The following is an 18,228-nucleotide window of genomic DNA, read 5'->3' on the forward strand; positions in this document are numbered from 1 at the left end:
TCATTTTGTTCACTACCTGGAATGACCAGTGGGACGAAAAAAAGGGACAGGCTTCACGCACTATTTTTTGCGGGTGTGTTTTTTCGGGGCGCCAGGGTGACCCAGTAGCGGGTGCGCCTGTGAATCTCTACCGGCAGACTGGCTGCCAGCAGTGACAGGACCCGGTCAGTGTTATCGAGCTGGAAACTGCCGGTTACCCGCAATGCTTCTAGCTCAGGCTCCCAGCGCAGCAGGCCGGGGCGGTATCGACCGAGCTCTCGCAGAAAATCACCCAACGGCTGATTCTGCGCAGTCAGCACGCCGTCACGCCAGCCGGGCAGCATGGCGTCGAAAGCGGTGACCGGCCCTGCGCCGTTTCTGTGCAGGCTGATTTGCTGTTGCGCCTGCAAAAGCAGCGCTGGGCCTTGCAACGGTTGGACCTGCACCGAGCCGCGGACCACCGAGACCCGGCAGTCGCTCTCGTCCAGACGCACGCAGACTTCACCCTGACTGAGCACGATACGACCGTATGGACCCTCGATAGTCAAAGGCGCGCTGCCCGGCACGTTGAGTGCGATTTCTCCGCGTATCAGCTTTATCTGCCGGGCACTCAGATCGACATTGACGGCGCTGTCAGTGTTCAGCTGCAGGACACTGCCATCGGCCAGGGTCAGGCGCTGGTGTTCACCAATGGCGGTGTGCAGGTCGGCGCGCCAGACCTCCACCGGTAACTGACGTCCCAACAGCCATACCGCCGGAGCCAGTACGACAACGCCCAATATGCTTTTCAGCGCGGCGCGTCGAGCCTCGTCGGGGCGATCCAGCGTCGCCATCGCCAGATTGGCGGGCAAGGCCGAAAAGCGCTGGCGCAGTTGCTGAGCCTTTTGCCAGGCGCGCTCGTTGTTAACCGCACTGTCGCGCCAGTGCTGCAGCTCGGCATGATCTTCCTCACTGGCACTGCCGGATTCCAGCAGCGCCAGCCATCGTGCAGCGCTGCGAACCACCTCGCGCTCTTCGTTAGAGGGTGCCGAACGACTCACCAATCCACCGACAGGCAGTGCTCGTAAGCTTGCGCCATGTAGCGCTTGACGGTGCGCTCGGACACCTCAAGGCGCTGCGCAATGTCGCGATAGCCCAGGCCCTCGAGCTGACTCAAAAGAAATGCCCGGCGTACCGGCGTCGGCAGACCGTCCAGCAACTCATCGAGTGCCTGCAGGGTTTCCAGCAGCAGCCAACGCTGTTCGGGAGAAGGCGCGCTGTCCTCAGGCAACCGGGCCAGCGCCTCCAGATAGGCCTGCTCAAGACTGCGCCGCGTGTAGAAATTGCTGAGCAGGCGCTTGCCCACGGTCAACAGATACGCCCGTGGTTCCTGCAGATCGGCGATCTGTTGAGAGCTGGACAGCACCCGTAAAAAAGTATCCTGACTCAGGTCCGCAGCATCCCAGGCATTGCCCATTCGCTTGCGCAGCCAGCTTTCAAGCCAGCCGTGGTGGTCGCGGTACAGGGAATGCAGGGTCCGCGGAGTTAGCGTCGCTGTGTCAACCATGACAAGAGCCTTGAGCGATGGATGCGCCAAATGAGAATGATTCTAATCATTGGCCTATGCCGAGTCCACGCTCTTTTTTAAAAGCCCCCTTGCGATTGCGCACATCCTCCGTGCTTGGGGCCTGAAACGCGGGACGTGCATGAGTGGGACTGGCTTTAGCCGGGAATGAATCAGTGATCACCCTGCAAATGTGAGGGTGTTCATTCCGCCCCCTTCCCGGCTGAAGCCGGTCCTACTAAATCACCGCGTATCCAGGTTAAACAGGCTTATGCTGCATGACGGTGCAGACTATCGATTACAGACCTTTTAGTACGCCGAACATCATTACGAATGATAGTTACCTTCGCGTCATTCGATTCGTGCAATAACACCCCCGAGAACATTATCCGCCCATCTCAATAACATCGGCGGATTCTCCCATGCTTCAGTCTTTAACTCCTTTGCGCTATCCCCTCGCCGCGTTGACCCTTGTGGTCATCAGCGCGTGCGGCCGGACGCCTGAAGCGACGGTTGCGCCGGCGGCGTCGAAAGTCAATGTGGCCAAGGTGATCGAGCAACCGGTCAACGAGTGGGACGAAGTCACCGCCCGCCTGGAATCGCCGGAAACCGTTCAGGTTCGCCCGCGTGTTTCCGGTCAGATCGATTCGGTTGCCTTCACTGACGGCGCGTTGGTGAAGAAAGGCGACCTGCTGTTCCAGATCGACCCCCGCCCGTTCGAAGCCGAAGTGCATCGTCTGGAAGCGCAACTGCAGCAGTCCAAGGCCGCTGCCCAGCGCAGCACCAACGAAGCCCAGCGCGGCGAACGTCTGCGCACCAACAATGCGATCTCCGCCGAACTCGCCGACTCACGCACCACCACCGCCCAGGAATCGAAAGCCGCCGTTGCCGCCATCCAGGCGCAGCTTGATCTGGCACGTCTGAATCTGAGCTTCACCCGCGTCACTGCGCCGATCACCGGCCGCGTCAGCCGCGCGGAAATCACCGCCGGCAACATCGTTACCGCCGATCAGACCATCCTCACCAGCCTGGTCTCGACCGACAAGGTCTACGCCTACTTCGACGCCGACGAACGCGTGTTCCTCAAATACAACCAGCTGGCCCGCGACGGAAAGCGCGGCGCAACGACGCCGGTGTACATGGGCCTGTCCAACGAAGCCGAAAACCCGCACCTGGGTCAGATGAACTTCGTCGACAACCAGGTCAATCCGCGCACCGGCACCATCCGTGGGCGCGCCGTGTTCGACAACAGCAAGGGCGAATACACCCCGGGCCTGTACGCACGCCTGAAGCTGGTCGGCAGCGGCACCTACTCGGCCATGCTGATCAAGGACGAAGCGGTCGGCACCGACCTGGGCAAGAAATTCGTGCTGGTGGTCGACAAGGACAACAAGGCGATCTACCGCAGCGTCGATCTGGGGCCGAAGCTTGAAGGCCTGCGCATCGTGCGCAGCGGCCTGAGCAAAGACGACCGCATCGTCGTCACCGGCCTGCAGCGCGTGCGTCCGGGTTCACCGGTTGACCCGCAGGACACACCGATGGCCAGCGCCGAAACACTCACCGCACTGCAACAACAACGCCAGGCGCTCGAAGCCAGCAACCAAACCAAGGCCCAGCCGAAGCTGGACGCCAAGGTGGCTGCTTCCGCCACGCCACGCGGTTAAGGGACACACTCGATGAATTTCTCCAAGTTCTTTATCACGCGGCCGATCTTCGCGGCGGTGCTTTCGCTGCTGATCCTGATCGCCGGCGCGATCTCGCTGTTCCAGCTGCCCATCAGTGAATACCCGGAAGTCGTGCCGCCGACCGTCGTCGTGCGCGCCAACTTCCCCGGCGCCAACCCGAAAGTGATCGGCGAAACCGTCGCCGCGCCTTTGGAACAGGCGATCACCGGCGTCGAGAACATGCTCTACATGTCCTCCCAGGCCACGGCCGACGGCAAGCTGACCCTGACCATCACCTTTGCGCTGGGGACCAACCTCGACACCGCGCAAGTGCAGGTGCAGAACCGGGTCACCCGGACCGAGCCGAAGCTGCCGGAAGAAGTAACGCGCATCGGTATCACCGTGGACAAGGCCTCGCCTGACCTGACGATGGTGGTCCACTTGACCTCGCCGGATCAGCGCTACGACATGCTGTACCTGTCCAACTACGCGGTCCTCAACATCAAGGATGAGCTGGCACGCCTGAACGGTGTCGGCGATGTGCAGCTGTTCGGCATGGGCGACTACTCGCTGCGTGTCTGGCTCGACCCGAACAAAACCGCTTCGCGCAACATCACCGCGACCGACGTGGTCAACGCCATTCGCGAGCAGAACCGCCAGGTCGCCGCCGGTCAACTGGGCGCACCGCCCTCCCCGAGCGCCACCAGCTTCCAGATGTCGATCAACACCCAGGGCCGTCTGGTCTCTGAAGAAGAGTTCGAGAACATCATCGTGCGCGCCGGCGACAACGGCGAAATCACCCGGGTCAAAGACATCGCCCGCGTCGAACTGGGTTCCAGCCAGTACGCGCTGCGTTCGTTGCTGAACAACCAGCCGGCGGTGGCGATCCCGATCTTCCAGCGCCCGGGCTCCAACGCCATCGACATTTCCAACGAAGTGCGCGGCGAGATGGAACTGCTAAAGAAGAACTTCCCGGAAGGCATGGACTACAGCATCGTCTATGACCCGACGATCTTCGTGCGCGGCTCCATCGAGGCGGTGGTTCACACGCTGTTCGAGGCGCTGATCCTCGTCGTACTCGTGGTGATTCTGTTCCTGCAGACCTGGCGTGCTTCGATCATCCCGCTGGCCGCCGTGCCGGTGTCGTTGATCGGTACCTTCGCGGTCATGCACCTGTTTGGCTTCTCCCTCAACGCGCTGTCGCTGTTCGGGCTGGTACTGGCGATTGGTATCGTCGTGGACGACGCCATCGTGGTGGTGGAGAACGTCGAGCGAAACATCGAGCTTGGCCACGAACCGATGGAGGCCACACAGATCGCCATGCGAGAAGTGACCGGCCCGATCATCGCCACGGCCCTGGTGCTGTGTGCGGTGTTCATCCCGGCGGCGTTCATCTCCGGATTGACCGGGCAATTCTATAAACAGTTTGCGTTGACGATCGCCATCTCTACGGTGATCTCGGCCTTCAACTCCCTGACCCTGTCGCCTGCCCTGGCGGCCGTGTTGCTGCGCGCCCACGATGCGCCGAAGGATGGCTTCTCACGCTTCCTCGACAAGCTCTTCGGCGCCTGGCTGTTCCGGCCGTTCAACCGCTTCTTCGTCAAGGCCAGTAACGGTTATGTGAGCACGGTGGGTCGGGTGATCCGCGTCAGCGGTGTGGCGCTGGTGGTGTACGCCGGCCTGATCGTCATGACCTGGCTGGGTTTCTCCACCACGCCAACCGGTTTCGTGCCGGCGCAGGATAAACAGTACCTGGTGGCCTTCGCGCAACTGCCGGACGCCGCGAGCCTGGACCGCACCGAAGACGTGATCAAGCGCATGTCCGACATCGCGCTGAAGCAACCAGGCGTTGAAAGCGCCGTGGCCTTCCCGGGCCTGTCGATCAACGGTTTCACCAACAGCCCGAACTCCGGCATCGTCTTCGTCACGCTCAAGCCATTCGAAGATCGCACGGCAGCCGACCAGTCGGCCGGTGCCATCGCCGGTGCCCTCAACGGCAAATATGCGGGGATTCAGGAAGCCTACATGGCGATCTTCCCGCCGCCGCCGGTACAAGGCCTGGGCACGATCGGCGGTTTCCGTCTGCAGATCGAAGACCGCGGCAACCTGGGTTATGACGAGCTGTACAAAGAGACGATGAACATCATCGGCAAGAGCCGCAGCGTGCCGGAACTGGCCGCGCTGTTCACCAGCTACACGGTGAACGTGCCCCAGGTCGATGCCGCCATCGACCGCGAAAAAGCCAAGACCCTCGGTGTGCCGATCAGCGACATCTTCGACACCCTGCAGGTCTACCTGGGCTCGCTGTACGCCAACGACTTCAACCGTTTCGGCCGGACCTATCAGGTCAACGTCCAGGCTGAACAGCAGTTCCGTCAGGACGCTGAACAGATCGGTCAGCTGAAAGTGCGCAACAACCGCGGCGAAATGATCCCGTTGGCGACGCTGTTGAAAGTCACCAACACCTCGGGCCCGGACCGCGTCATGCACTACAACGGCTTCATCACCGCCGAGATCAACGGCGCGGCGGGTCCGGGTTTCAGCTCGGGTCAAGCGCAGGTGGCGATGGAAAAACTGCTCAAGGAAGAACTGCCCAACGGCATGACCTACGAGTGGACCGACCTGACCTACCAACAGATCCTGTCGGGCAACACCGCGTTGCTGGTCTTCCCGCTCTGCGTACTGCTGGCGTTCCTGGTACTGGCGGCGCTGTATGAAAGCTGGAGCCTGCCGCTGGCGGTGATCCTGATCGTACCGATGACCCTGCTGTCGGCCATTGCCGGTGTGATCATTGCCGGGAGCGACAACAACATCTTCACCCAGATCGGCCTGATCGTACTGGTGGGCCTGGCCTGCAAGAACGCGATTCTGATCGTCGAGTTCGCCAAGGATGAGCAAGACAAGGGCAAGACTCCGCTGGAGGCTGTGCTTGAAGCCTGCCGCCTGCGTCTGCGGCCGATCCTGATGACCTCCTTCGCGTTCATCATGGGTGTGGTTCCGCTGGTCCTTTCCAGCGGCGCCGGTGCCGAAATGCGTCATGCCATGGGCGTGGCGGTGTTCTCCGGGATGCTCGGTGTGACCTTCTTCGGTCTGCTGTTGACGCCGGTCTTCTATGTACTGATTCGGAACTACGTTGGACGCAAAGAGGCGCGCAAGGCGGCCAAGGCTCAACGCATTCAGACCACCGCCCCGGAGGCTCATTGATGAAGGCTGCAAAACTCTTCCTGCCGAGCCTGTTGGTGCTGACGCTGGCGGCCTGCGCCGTCGGCCCGGACTACAAGAAGCCGGAAACGGCGGCGGCCAACATCCAGGCCGCCACCCAGCGCGCCTACGACCGCAGCCACATCGAAACCATCTGGTGGCAGCAATTCGACGACCCGACCCTGAACAAACTGGTCGCCGAATCGCTGCAGGGCAACCGCGAGTTGCGCGTTGCCTTCGCCCGGCTGAAGGCGTCCCGCGCGATTCGGGACGACATCAGCAACGACGCAATGCCGGTGGTGACCAGCCGCGCGAGCAGCCAGGTCGGTCGCAGCCAGGTGCCAGGGCAGACTGAACAGCGCGTCAATCAGGAACGTTACGATCTGGGCCTGGACATGGCCTGGGAACTCGACCTGTTCGGCCGCATTCAGCGCGAACTGGAAGCCAGCGATGCCGACCAGCAGGCGGCCGAGGCGAACCTTTATCAGCTGCAGGTGACGATGATTGCCGAGCTGGTGGACGCCTACGGCCAGCTGCGTGGCGCACAACTTCGTGAAAACATCGCCCGGGACAACCTGAAAAACCAGCAGGAATCCCGCAGAGTCACGGCACAACTGCGTGACGAAGGCGTGGGCAATGAGCTCGACGTGGTGCGTTCCGACGCGCGTCTGGCGGCAGTCGAAGCGACCATTCCGCAGCTTCAGGCCGAACAGGTCCGCGAACGCAACCGCATCGCCACCCTGCTCGGCGAACGTCCGGACGCGATGACCGTGACCCTCGCCCCGGCCAAACTGCCGGCGATCTCCAAGGCCCTGCCGATCGGTGATCCGACCAAACTGCTGGAAAACCGTCCGGACGTGCGCAGTGCCGAACGGCAACTGGCGGCGCAAACTGCGCGGATCGGCGTGCAGACGGCTGACCTGTTTCCAAGGGTCAGCCTCAGCGGTTTCCTGGGATTCACGGCCAGTCGAGGTTCGCAGATCGGTTCCGGCGCGGCTCAAGCGTGGGGCCTCGGCCCAAGCATCACCTGGGCTGCGTTTGACCTGGGCAGCGTAAGGGCGCGGATTCGCGGCGCCAACGCCGATGCGGAAGGCGCGCTGGCCAACTATGAGCAGCAAGTGCTGCTGGCCCTGGAAGAAACCGAAAACGCGTTCAGCGACTACGACAAGCGTCAGCAGCGCCTGGTGTCGTTGGTGCGGCAGAGTGAGGCCAGTCGTTCGGCGGCCAATCTGGCGAACATCCAGTACCGCGAAGGCACCGCTGATTTTCTCGTGCTGCTGGACGCCGAACGCGAGCGTCTGGCCGCCGAAGACAGCCAGGCTTTGGCCGAGATCGATCTGTACCGCGGCATCGTTGCCATCTACAAAGCCCTGGGCGGTGGCTGGCAGCCGAACGCCTGAGGTGATGGGATGAACGGCGGGATCCTTTGACCGGCGGCTGATATTCAGCGCTGATCTGCCGCCACGATCTGCCGCTCTCGAAGGCCCCGGACCCACAAGGTTCGGGGCTTTTTTCTGGAACATTGATAGACACCGTACGAGCGGCCTAGGGGCCAATCAATTCCCCACAGCGTTTGACACCCGGCAGTCTCTCCCCGAAGCTGCTGCACACGCAAAAACGGAAACCGATATGTCTGAATCGTCTTCCCGGCGCACACCCGCTCAGCTCAAGACGCGACGGCGCTGGCAGGTGGCAGTTGCGCTGGTGCTGTTGCTGCTGGTCATCGCCATGGCGATGCTGGTGCGAAACTGGCACGCGCCGCCGGCTGCCCCGCAGGTCAATCACAGCTACGCCGAAGCACTGGAGCAGGCCCACAGTGGCAAGCCGGGCGCTGCGCGGGTGCTGTATCAGCAATTCACCCGTACCGACCTGTCCGAAATCCGCCGTGCGGGGCTTCTCGCCGAACTGGTTAACTACCCCAGCACCCAGGCCATAAAAATTCTACGCGGCGATCTCATGCGCCCTGCTCCGCTGGTTCAGCAGGCAGCCATCCAGACGGTGACGTCCATGCTGCCGGAGGAACAACGCAGCATGCTGATCGGCCCGCTGCTGGACGATCCCGACGATGAGGTGCGCTTCAGCGCGGTGCGGGCTCTGCTGCCGTTGAGCCCGGATGAAGTGGGCCTGTATTACGGCGCTTTGCAGGAAGCCGCTCAGCAATATGAACAGGCGCTGACCGCCCAGCCGCCTAGCGCGCAACGCCAGCTCGCGCTCTCGCGGCTCTACGCCAACAACGGCACCCCGCAAAAGGCGATCGAGGCGCTGGAACTGGCCACAAAACTGGAACCGGATAACCTCGAAAGCGGATTGGCGTTGGTGCAGTTGCTCGACCAGCAGGGCCAGGCCGATCGGTCGCGCCAGCTGCTCGCCCAGTGGCTGGAGAAACAGCCCCAGTCGTCCCTGGCGCAACACGCCCTTGGCCAATGGCTATTGCGTCATAAACAGAACGAATACGCCCTGCTCCCGCTGACCCGGGCCATTGAGCTGGATCCTGACAACACCGGTTACCGTTACGACCTCGCCGTCGCGCTCCACGATCTCGACCAGCTCGAAGCCGCCCAGCGTCAACTGGAGGAAATACTGCGGCGCCAACCCGCCGACCGCCGCGCGAGGATTCTGCTGATTCGCTACTGGACCGACGCGGGGCAGCTGCAGAAAGTGCAGGTGCTGCTGGCTGAACTGGAACAGCTGAACGCCGATGACCCAGCTCTACAGCAGGGACTTTAGGGCATTCGGCACACGTCTCGAACTGGCCGAAGAGCGCCTGCCCTTCCCGTCGAGCCATCGATTCATGTGAATGAGTACGCCGCCCCGCTTCGATCGGCTTAACCTTCCGCGATCCGGCACATCCGGGCTTCAGGCGACAAAGCCGTCCCTGGAGCAGCGTGCACCCCTTAGAGGAAAATATTCATGGCAGTGCAGAAATCAGCGCCGGTCCTGGTTTTCGATGTGAACGAAACCTTGCTCGACATCACCGTCCTTGAGCCGCTGTTTGAGCGCGTTTTCGGCGACAGAGCCATTTTGCGCGAGTGGTTCGCCAACCTGATCCTCTACTCACAAACGATGACCCTGTGCGGCCGTTACACCCCGTTTGGCAAACTGGGCGTGGCCACGCTGCACATGGTCGCGTCTATCCACCAGGTCGCCCTCGATGCCCGCGACATAGATGAATTGCAGGCACGGATGAGTGCCATGCCTGCGCACCCTGACGTGCTGCCGGCACTTGATTGCTTGCGTAACGCGGGCTTTCGGCTGGTGACGCTGAGTAACTCGGCCAGCGGTGCGTCCCCTTCGCCCCTTGAGCGCGCCGGATTAGCGACATTCTTCGAGCGCAGCTTCAGTGTGGAGGCCGTTAAAAAATTCAAGCCTGCCCCGGAGACCTATCAAATGGTTGCCAGGGAGCTGAATGTCGAACTGGCCGACTTGCTTCTGGTGGCGTGTCATCTCTGGGATACGGCAGGCGCCCAGGCTGCGGGGTGCCTGGGCGCCCTACTGACCCGGCCGCACAACGCACCCTTACTGATCGACGGAGTGCCAGTGCCAGACCTGATGGCCCCCGAATTGGGCGCGTTGGCCGAGCAGATCATTCAACGCTGGGGCGGACCGGCATAGCCCAAGGCCTTCCGGGCTGACCTGCTTCGCTCGGGGCAAGTAGGCGGCTGTTTGTCGCTGCCCCCGGAACGGATAGTTTCCAACGGCGCTAAAGTATAAGAAATTACTTACAACGTTTAGCGCCCATTATTGTTTTTTTGTCAGACCCGGTTATCGCCGCCGGGATGTTTCACTTAACAATTAGTCATCCGCTATTTTACAACGCGTAAAAAACGTGCATTATTTACTCGCGCCACAACTGAACTACCCCGTCGTGATTCCTACGTTCATCCTCATGAAGTTAGTGCCGACGGCTGATCCTGATGTGAAGGACAGGTAGAACGTGGCGACACCCAAAGCAGCAGACCCAGATGCGCGTCTTGTTGCCTGCATCGTTGCTTGCATTGCGCTGACAACAGCCATTAATTGCCGGAGTATCATTGTGTCCAGACTTGCCGAATTTCGCGCAGCAGAAAAAGCCCTTCAGGAGCAGCTGGCCCAGCTTGAGTATCTGAAGAACGACGTCGGATTGAAGAAGGAAATCGAGTTCGAGCAGCAGCTACAGGCCCTGATGAGCACGTACGACAAGACCTTGCGGGATATCATCGCCATCCTCGACCCTCACACAGGTGCCTCCAACTCCACGCCTGCGGCACCGAAACGTCGTCGTCCGCGGGTCGTCAAGGTTTATCAGAATCCCCATACCGGCGAAGTCATCGAGACCAAAGGCGGCAACCATCGCGGTTTGAAAAACTGGAAATTACAATACGGCGCTGAATCCGTTGACTCCTGGTTGCGCGGCCGTTAGTCCTCTGCCCCTGCAACAACGCCCTGCAACATTGAGAAGAAGCTCTGCTCGCGGGGCTTCTCTGCAAGTGTAGAGTTATGGCAATGAAACGTGTGCTTTAACGCTGATGATTACGGCAAACGTCTTACGGATTTAAATAATGCGTGCGGGTGCAGGCCTTGGATTGAATATTCAACCTGACAATTAGCTGAACAGATTCGTTTTAATGTGATATATCGCTTTCACTGCACCGCTGGCATATAGCATGCTCGACCGTGGCGCTTCTTCAGCTCTATTAATACCATCAAGTATTATTGGATGAGCATCGAAGCTGGCCATAAGCCTTCATGCCGCGACAGATGAATTTATCCATCGCAGCTAAATGGCTCGTTAGCTTCACATTTTTTTCACACCGGTTTGTAGAGGATAGAGGCTACTAAAGGATTAGTGCCCCAATGCCCGCTTCGGCGGGCTTCTTTATGCCCGCGATTTGTGTAAACCCCGCCTCGACCTACGGCGCCGACCCCAGGCGCAGGCCATTCCTGATCTGCAACACTTCGTCTTTATGGGCCGCATAGCCTTCCGCCGAGCCGGCGTATGACAACGACCACGCCAACTCCGGACTGGCCGCCGCCACCAGCGTCTGGGTCATGACGTGATTGCCGTTCTGGGTGATCGTGCACGTGGTCTCCATCGCAGGGATGTCGCTCAGGGTGCTGTCCTTCATCCGCGTGCAGACGCTCTGAAAGCCACCGCGGGCGAAATTGACCTGCACCGCCTTGCGCATTTCCAGTAACACGCTCTGCACGTTGACCGAATGACCGGGCTGCAGCTGCGTCTGGGTCAGCTCGACCACCATCGCCGGATCACCGTTCTGATCGTTTTTAACCGCACGCTGTCGTATTTGCACGGCGGGCTGACCTTCGCTCGCCGGCGGCTGGGGCAGCGCTTCAACTTCCCAGCCTTCGGGCCAAATGATCATGGCGTCCGCCGAAAAGGCGACACCCGGAATCATCAGCACGAAACAGAAAGCAACGCGGGCGCATGAGCGCAATGAAAAATGCATGGGCGGTACCTGAATGTCGAGCCGCGAAGTGTGAGCCGGTCATCCCCTGCCCACAAGCCGAAAGCCAGGCTTTATGCGTCACCGGTTTGGCGCGTCGGCCATGAGCCCGTATCATTACGCAACATTTTAGCGTTAACCCGGAGACAACCATGAGTCTGCACGATCTGAACACCTTCCCCGGCGTCACGGCCACCCCGGACGCCTCGACCGCACAATTCGTGTTCAACCACACCATGTTGCGGGTCAAGGACGCCACCGCTTCCCTGGACTTCTATACCCGCGTGCTGGGCTTCAGCCTGGTGGAAAAGCGCCACTTCGCGGAAGCGGAATTCAGCCTTTACTTCCTGGCGCTGGTGGATAAAGCGCAGATCCCCCAGGACGACGCGGCGCGCAACGTCTGGATGAAAGGCATCCCCGGCGTGCTCGAACTGACCCACAACCACGGCACCGAAAACGACCCTGAGTTTTCCTACCACAGCGGCAACGCCGACCCGCGCGGCTTCGGTCACATCTGCATCTCGGTGCCGGACGTGCATGCCGCCTGTGCGCGCTTCGAAGAACTGGGCGTGGACTTCCAGAAACGCCTGACCGACGGCCGCATGAAAAGCCTGGCCTTCATCAAGGATCCCGATGGCTACTGGGTCGAAATCATCCAGCCGACGCCGGTAAAGGGCGAGTAATAGCGCTTGATCGGTAGGACCAGCCTTGATCGGGGCACGGCGGTGGCCTCGACTGTGGGACGGTCCCTACCTCAACTGCGGGACTGGCCTCGACTGTGGGACCGGCTTTAGCCGGGAAAGCGTCAGGCGTCACACCGCAAGATCGGGGGTGGTCACACCAGCCTCTTCCCGGCTAAAGCCGGTCCCACTAAAAGCAGCGCATGCATCCAGTGGGACTGGCTGCGACCTCGACTGTAGGACGGTCCCTACCTCAACTGCGGGACTGGCCTCGACTGTGGGAGGTCCCTACCTCAACTGCGGGACTGGCCTCGACTGTGGGACCGGCTTTAGCCGGGAAAGCGTCAGGCGTCACACCGCAAGATTGGGGGTGGTCACACCAGCCTCTTCCCGGCTAAGGCCGGTCCCACTAAAAGCAGCGCATGCATCCAGTGGGACTGGCTGCGACCTCGACTGTAGGACGGTCCTTACCTCAACTGCGGGACTGGCCTCGACTGTAGGACCGGCTTTAGCCGGGAAAGCGTCAGGCGTCACGCTGCTTCTATTACCGGATTCATATCAATCTCACCCACCAGATCATCCTCCTGACGCCCGCTGACGACCTCGGCAATGAACGTCAGCGCGATGTTCTGGCACTGCTGCTTGAGCTGTTGCAGCTTCAGCGGCCGGCTCAGGAAATAGCCCTGGGCTTCTTCGCAGCCGAACTCACGCACCAGGCTCATGCAGCGAAAGGTTTCGACGCCTTCCGCGACGGTGCGATAACCCAGCTCGCTGGCCAGGTGCAGCACGGAGCGGGCGATGATGCGGTTGCGCGGGTTGCTCTCAAGGTCGGTGACCAGGGATTTGTCCAGCTTGAGGATGTTGGCCGGGATCTCGTGCAGGTAGGCAAAGTTGCTGTAGCCCGCGCCGAAGTCGTCAATCGCCACGTCAACGCCCAGCTCGCGGATGCAGGTGAGCTGGGCGATGACCCGCTTGTCCGCTCGAATCCACTCGCCTTCGGTGATCTCGACCTCGATCCGTGCGGGTTGGACACCGTGTCTGTCGCAGGCGCTCTGCAGCGTCAGCGCAATGTCCAGATCGGCAAAGTCCAGCGGTGACAGGTTGAGCGACAGCCGCACGTCTTCGTCGATCCAGCCGCTGAGGTCGGCCAGCGCGCGGTCGATGACCCAGCGGGTCACGGTACTGATTCTGCCGGCGCTCTCGATCAACGGAATGAATTCGCTAGGCCAGATCTTGCCGAGCATCGGGTGGGTCCAGCGAATCAGCGCTTCGACGCTGAGCAGCCGCCCATCCTGGAGACTGAAACGCGGCTGGTACTCCAGATAGATGTCGCCACTGGTCAATGACTCGGCGAGTTCGTTGAGCAGGGTCAGCGCGCGACGCTGGGCGCAATCCTCTGCTTCGTCGTAGGCCGCCCAGGGCACTTGCCGATAAACGGCCCTCCCCGCCGCGTGGGTCGCTTTGCCCATGAGCGCAGCGGCGGAGTTCAGACCGTCGTCACAGCACGCCAGCCCCACCACGACCTGCTGATGGGTGAAAGGCTCGGTGATCAGCGCCAAGACCATGCGGACCAGGTCGTCCCGTTGAGACCGGTCGCAGGTCATCTGCAGACAGAAATCCTGATCGCTCACGTGATACAGCTCAGCGATGCCATCCAGACGGCGGCTCAGGCAGTGGGCCATGTCACGACGCGTCTGCTGCTCATCCAGGTTGCTGCTCACGCTGACATTCGCAGCGCTCGCCATCGGCTGGGTGCGGATCACCACCATCAGCCGCACCTGGCTCCCGCTCACTGCAACGCCCTCGGTGTCCAGCAAAAACTGCTGCAAATTGGGCAAGCGGCTGACCGGGTGGCGGTAGCGCATCACCTGGCATTGTTCGACCTGGCCCATGACCAGTTGCGCGAAATCTTCGAGGACAGTGACTTCGTCGGGTTGCAGCGTGCGGGGGACTGTGTCGATCAGGCAAAAACTGCCGAGCACATCGCCGTGCTGATTACACAAAGGCGCCCCGGCATAGAACCGGATGCCATTGGGTCTGGTGACCAGCGCGTTATCGGCAAAACGCGGATCCAGGTGGGCGTCGTTGACGACCATAACCCCGGAATTCTGGATGGTGTAGCGACAGAACGACTGTTCGATGGGCGTCTGGCTCGCATCGAAGCCCACCCGCCCGGGAAACCACTGGCGGTCTTTTTCCACCAGCGAGACCAGCACCGTCGGCACACGAAAGTGCGCAGCGGCAAGCCGACACAGGCGGTCGAAATCCTCGCTGTGTGCGGTTTCGAGCCATTGCAAAGCGTGAACCGCGGACAGGCGCTTCTGCTCAATTTCCAGCGAACAGTTCATGGCGTGCGCCCTCCATTATAAAAATGCGGATTAGATGATATCTCATGGCCACTACTTTCCGCTCTGGATAATGACGGAAGGTCGCCCGGCGTCGACCACAGGCAAAAGTAGAGTTCGGCCGAGCTGAGAAAAGTGATATCAGAAAGACATCAACTAAACGTTTCAGTTCCGAAGCTGTACAAATATATTCTGTTGTACAACTTTTTATAAAGTTAATACGATTCCGGCCGACAGATGGATCAGAGCGACACGCAATTAACCCTAGCGTCTCCTCCCTGAGACGCCGTCACCGCACTCTAACCCGAGAAAAAGGACCGTTCTCAACGACAACAACCCAAGCGCCCCACTTAAGGGGCTGTGAGAACTGCATGAATATTCTTGCCCCTGCCGTGTACCTGACCAACCGCCTGCGCTTTCCCGCCAAGTTCGCGCTGCTCGCCATTATTGTTTTGCTTCCTTTGACCCTGCTGGGCGCGCGCTTGCTGAATCAGCTCAACGCCAGCATCGATAACATCCATTCCGAACAAGTCGGCCAGCGCTATCTGATGGACGTTACCCCCGTACTTCGCCTGTCGATGCTGCAACGGGCATTGACCAATCGCCTGCTCAGCGGCGATGCAACGGCTCAGCCGGACCTCGCGGCCAACCAGGCCAAATTGCAGGACGCCTTGACCAAACTGGAAGCCACTGACCGACAGTTTACCGTCGCACTGGAAACAGGCGATCGCGTGCAGCGCTTGCGCTCTGGCGCAGAAGGGTTGATCAGCCAGACCAAAGCCGGGGCCGATCAGACGAACATGTTTGATCAATGGAGCGACCATCTGACCCAGACCCTGAATTTCATCTACTTCGTGTCCGCCACTTCCGGGATGGTCCTCGACGAAGACTACGCCTCACTGTTCCTCATCGATCAAAGCACCCTGCGACTGCCGCGCCAGATCAACGTGGTCGGGCAATTGCGCGGTCTGTCCAGCGGTCTGCACGAAGGCCAGCCGCTGACCGACGCCGCGCGTAGCACGTTCAAGTCGCTGCTCAAGCAAGAAACCCAGATTCGTCAGGAATTGCTGCAGAGCCTCAACCTGCTGCGCCGTCAAGAACCGGCCCTCGCCGATCGCATCCAGTCCCCCGTCACCAGCGGGTTGGCGAGCCTGGACAGCTTTCGCAGTGACCTGGACACCTTAATCGCCTCACCGCAAACCACCATCACCGCCACCCAGGGCCTGCCGGCAAAAGGCAATGCCGTGGTCGCCGAGCTGTATAAGGCCCAAGACGCCTTGCAGGCAGCACTGTCCGCAGAACTTGAGCGACGCGTTCAGGACAAGTCGGTTGACCGCGCCGCCATGCTGGCCATGTTCGCCATCGCCGGCCTGCTGCTGATTTACGCCTTCAGCGGGATTTACAGCGCCATGCGCCAGGCCATGGAAGCGATGTTGAGCGCCACCCGCCGCATCGCCCAGGGCGACCTCACCGCACGCGTCAACGTGGCGGGCAAGGACGAAATGGCCGACATCGGCACCGGCTTGAACCACATGGTCCAGGCCTTCGGTGAATCCCTGGCTCAGGTCGAGCGCAGTTCGAGCTCGGTGTCCGACGCCGCCACCCGCCTGAGTGCCTCCATCGACCGCGCCAAAGTGTCGATGAACGCCCAGCAAGGCGAAACCGAGCAGGTCGCCACCGCCATCAACGAAATGACCGCCAGTGTCGCCGACGTCGCCCAGAACACCGAAGGTGCGGCGCGTGCAGCGGAACAGGCCAGCCAGGCATCGGGCAAAGGACTCGGCGTGATGCAGCAGACCCGCCAGACCATCGAAGCGCTGGCTGGCGAAGTCGACATCAGCGCGCAAAAGGTCGCTGCTCTCGCGCTGCACAGTCAGGAAATCGGTGGCGTCATTGAAGTGATCCGCAACATCGCCGACCAGACCAACCTGCTCGCCCTTAACGCCGCCATCGAAGCCGCCCGCGCGGGTGAGCAAGGTCGTGGCTTTGCCGTGGTCGCGGACGAAGTGAGAACCCTGGCTTCCCGTACGCAGAACTCCACCGCAGAAATCCAGCGGATCATCCAGCAATTGCAACTGGCGACCAACGCCGCCGTGGACCAGATGAAAGCGGGCAAAGACCGGGCGCAGGATTGCCTGACCTCGGCCGATCAGACGTCCTCAAGCCTGAGCGCAATCAACGAAGGCGTAGAGTCGATCGTCGGCATGAACACCCAGATCGCCAGCGCTGCCGTGCAGCAGCACGCCGTGTCCGAGGACATCAACCGCAACGTCACCGAGATCCGCAACAGCACTTTCGTGTTGATGGAAGGCATCGAGGACAACGCGGTAACAGCGGACGAGCTGTCGCTGCTGGCCGGCGAACTGCGCACCGTGGTCGGTCGCTTCAAACTCTGAAGAACCGGCGCGCGGCGCAACACGCCGCGCGCCGCGCGCCATAGAGCCATCCCTCAAGGCACCTGGGCCCCCGCCACCGCCACGTACACCGAATACAGCGATGTGTTGGCGGTGATGAACAGGCGGTTGCGGCGGGGGCCGCCGAAGGTCAGATTGGCGACCTTCTCCGGCAGGCGAATCTTGCCCAGCAAGGTACCGTCGGCGGCGAAGCACTGAACGCCGTCGCCGGCGCTGGTCCAGACATTGCCCTGCACATCCACGCGCATGCCGTCCGGCACGCCCGGCTCAATCACCGCAAAGACCCGCGACTGCCCCAGCTCCCGCCCATTGATCACCTCGAACGCGCGGATGTGGTGGGGACCGTCCGGATCGTGGGAGCGACCGGAATCGGCGATGTACAAGGTCTGCCCGTCGGGGGAGAACGCCAGGCCGTTGGGTTGCACGAAATCATTGGCCATGCAGGCAACCTCACCGCTGTCCGGGTCGATCCGGTAAACATGGCGTCCCGGCTGCTCTTCTTCGGCCTGATAGCCCTCGTAATCGGTGAGGATGCCGTAGCTGGGATCGGTGAACCACACCGCGCCATCGCGGTGCACCACCACGTCATTCGGCGAGTTCAGGCGTTTACCTTCGAATCGCTCGGCCAGCACGGTGATCGAACCGTCCGGTTCGGTGCGTGTGACGCTGCGGGTGCCGTGCTCGCAGGTGATCAGCCGGCCCAGCAGGTCGCGGGTGTTGCCGTTGGAAAAATTCGACGGGGTGCGAAACGTCGACACGCCCTGCTCCGGGGTCCAGCGCAACATGCGCTGGTTGGGAATGTCGCTCCACAGCAGATACCCGCCGTCGTTGAACCACACCGGCCCTTCGGCCCAGCGGCACTGATCGTACAAGTGCTCGAGCTGGGTGTTGGGCAGGATCAGGCGGTGGAAACGCTTGTCATGGCATTCGTAGAGGTCGTCGGACACAGGTTCGATCCTTG

The 18,228-nt window shown here is 61.1% G+C and carries 13 protein-coding genes; 8 read left to right on the forward strand and 5 right to left on the reverse strand.

Going from position 1 to position 18,228, the window contains the following annotated elements; translation table 11 throughout:
• Positions 1–53: 53 nt before the first annotated feature.
• Both BMY98_RS12495 and BMY98_RS12500 read right to left on the reverse strand, forming a co-directional pair.
• On the reverse strand, positions 54–1,019 hold the full coding sequence (locus BMY98_RS12495; RefSeq protein ID WP_074889470.1) for a FecR domain-containing protein: 966 nt from the start codon (positions 1,017–1,019) through the stop codon (positions 54–56).
• Positions 1,016–1,525 (reverse strand): sigma-70 family RNA polymerase sigma factor, encoded by a 510-nt coding sequence (locus BMY98_RS12500; protein ID WP_074889473.1) that lies wholly within the window; start codon positions 1,523–1,525, stop codon positions 1,016–1,018. Before BMY98_RS12500 ends, BMY98_RS12495 begins: the two co-directional genes overlap by 4 nt.
• A gap of 419 nt (positions 1,526–1,944) precedes the next feature.
• On the opposite strand from BMY98_RS12500, the gene mexE reads away from it, so the two are divergent.
• The 6 genes from mexE (at position 1,945) to BMY98_RS12530 (ending at position 10,786) form a co-directional block, all read left to right on the forward strand.
• Positions 1,945–3,186, forward strand: coding sequence for a multidrug efflux RND transporter periplasmic adaptor subunit MexE (mexE, locus tag BMY98_RS12505; RefSeq protein WP_074889475.1), 1,242 nt, complete (start codon positions 1,945–1,947; stop codon positions 3,184–3,186).
• A gap of 12 nt (positions 3,187–3,198) precedes the next feature.
• On the forward strand, positions 3,199–6,390 hold the full coding sequence (locus BMY98_RS12510) for an efflux RND transporter permease subunit (RefSeq protein WP_074889479.1): 3,192 nt from the start codon (positions 3,199–3,201) through the stop codon (positions 6,388–6,390).
• Complete coding sequence (locus BMY98_RS12515; protein WP_074889482.1) at positions 6,390–7,787, forward strand: efflux transporter outer membrane subunit; 1,398 nt, start codon at positions 6,390–6,392, stop codon at positions 7,785–7,787. Before BMY98_RS12510 ends, BMY98_RS12515 begins: the two co-directional genes overlap by 1 nt.
• A gap of 229 nt (positions 7,788–8,016) precedes the next feature.
• On the forward strand, positions 8,017–9,114 hold the full coding sequence (locus BMY98_RS12520) for a HEAT repeat domain-containing protein (RefSeq protein ID WP_074889485.1): 1,098 nt from the start codon (positions 8,017–8,019) through the stop codon (positions 9,112–9,114).
• 183 nt (positions 9,115–9,297) lie between these two features.
• A complete protein-coding gene (locus BMY98_RS12525; RefSeq protein WP_074889488.1) occupies positions 9,298–9,999 on the forward strand; it encodes a haloacid dehalogenase type II in 702 nt (233 codons plus the stop codon).
• Positions 10,000–10,420: 421 nt separating this feature from the next.
• Positions 10,421–10,786, forward strand: coding sequence for a histone-like nucleoid-structuring protein, MvaT/MvaU family (locus BMY98_RS12530; RefSeq protein WP_074889491.1), 366 nt, complete (start codon positions 10,421–10,423; stop codon positions 10,784–10,786).
• Positions 10,787–11,276: 490 nt separating this feature from the next.
• Here BMY98_RS12530 and BMY98_RS12535 read toward each other — a convergent pair whose 3' ends face one another.
• Positions 11,277–11,780, reverse strand: a complete 504-nt coding sequence (locus tag BMY98_RS12535; RefSeq protein ID WP_245760055.1) for a DUF4946 domain-containing protein — start codon at positions 11,778–11,780, stop codon at positions 11,277–11,279.
• A gap of 200 nt (positions 11,781–11,980) precedes the next feature.
• Between BMY98_RS12535 and gloA the strand changes: the two genes are divergently transcribed.
• A complete protein-coding gene (gloA, locus tag BMY98_RS12540; protein ID WP_074889496.1) occupies positions 11,981–12,511 on the forward strand; it encodes a lactoylglutathione lyase in 531 nt (176 codons plus the stop codon).
• A 527-nt stretch (positions 12,512–13,038) separates the two neighbouring features.
• Here the strand turns inward: gloA and BMY98_RS12545 are convergent.
• The gene (locus tag BMY98_RS12545; RefSeq protein WP_074889499.1) at positions 13,039–14,856 is read right to left on the reverse strand and encodes a sensor domain-containing diguanylate cyclase; all 1,818 of its coding nucleotides are present in this window, start codon (positions 14,854–14,856) and stop codon (positions 13,039–13,041) included.
• A 368-nt stretch (positions 14,857–15,224) separates the two neighbouring features.
• On the opposite strand from BMY98_RS12545, the gene BMY98_RS12550 reads away from it, so the two are divergent.
• Positions 15,225–17,249: a methyl-accepting chemotaxis protein gene (locus BMY98_RS12550; protein WP_074889502.1), complete on the forward strand. Its 2,025-nt coding sequence runs from the start codon at positions 15,225–15,227 to the stop codon at positions 17,247–17,249.
• Between the two features lie 53 nt (positions 17,250–17,302).
• On the opposite strand, the gene BMY98_RS12555 is transcribed toward BMY98_RS12550, so the two are convergent.
• Entirely contained in the window at positions 17,303–18,214 is a 912-nt protein-coding gene (locus tag BMY98_RS12555) for an SMP-30/gluconolactonase/LRE family protein (RefSeq protein ID WP_074889505.1), read from the reverse strand.
• Between the last annotated feature and the right edge of the window lie 14 nt (positions 18,215–18,228).

It is taken from the genome of Pseudomonas graminis, assembly GCF_900111735.1.
GTDB lineage: Bacteria > Pseudomonadota > Gammaproteobacteria > Pseudomonadales > Pseudomonadaceae > Aquipseudomonas > Aquipseudomonas graminis.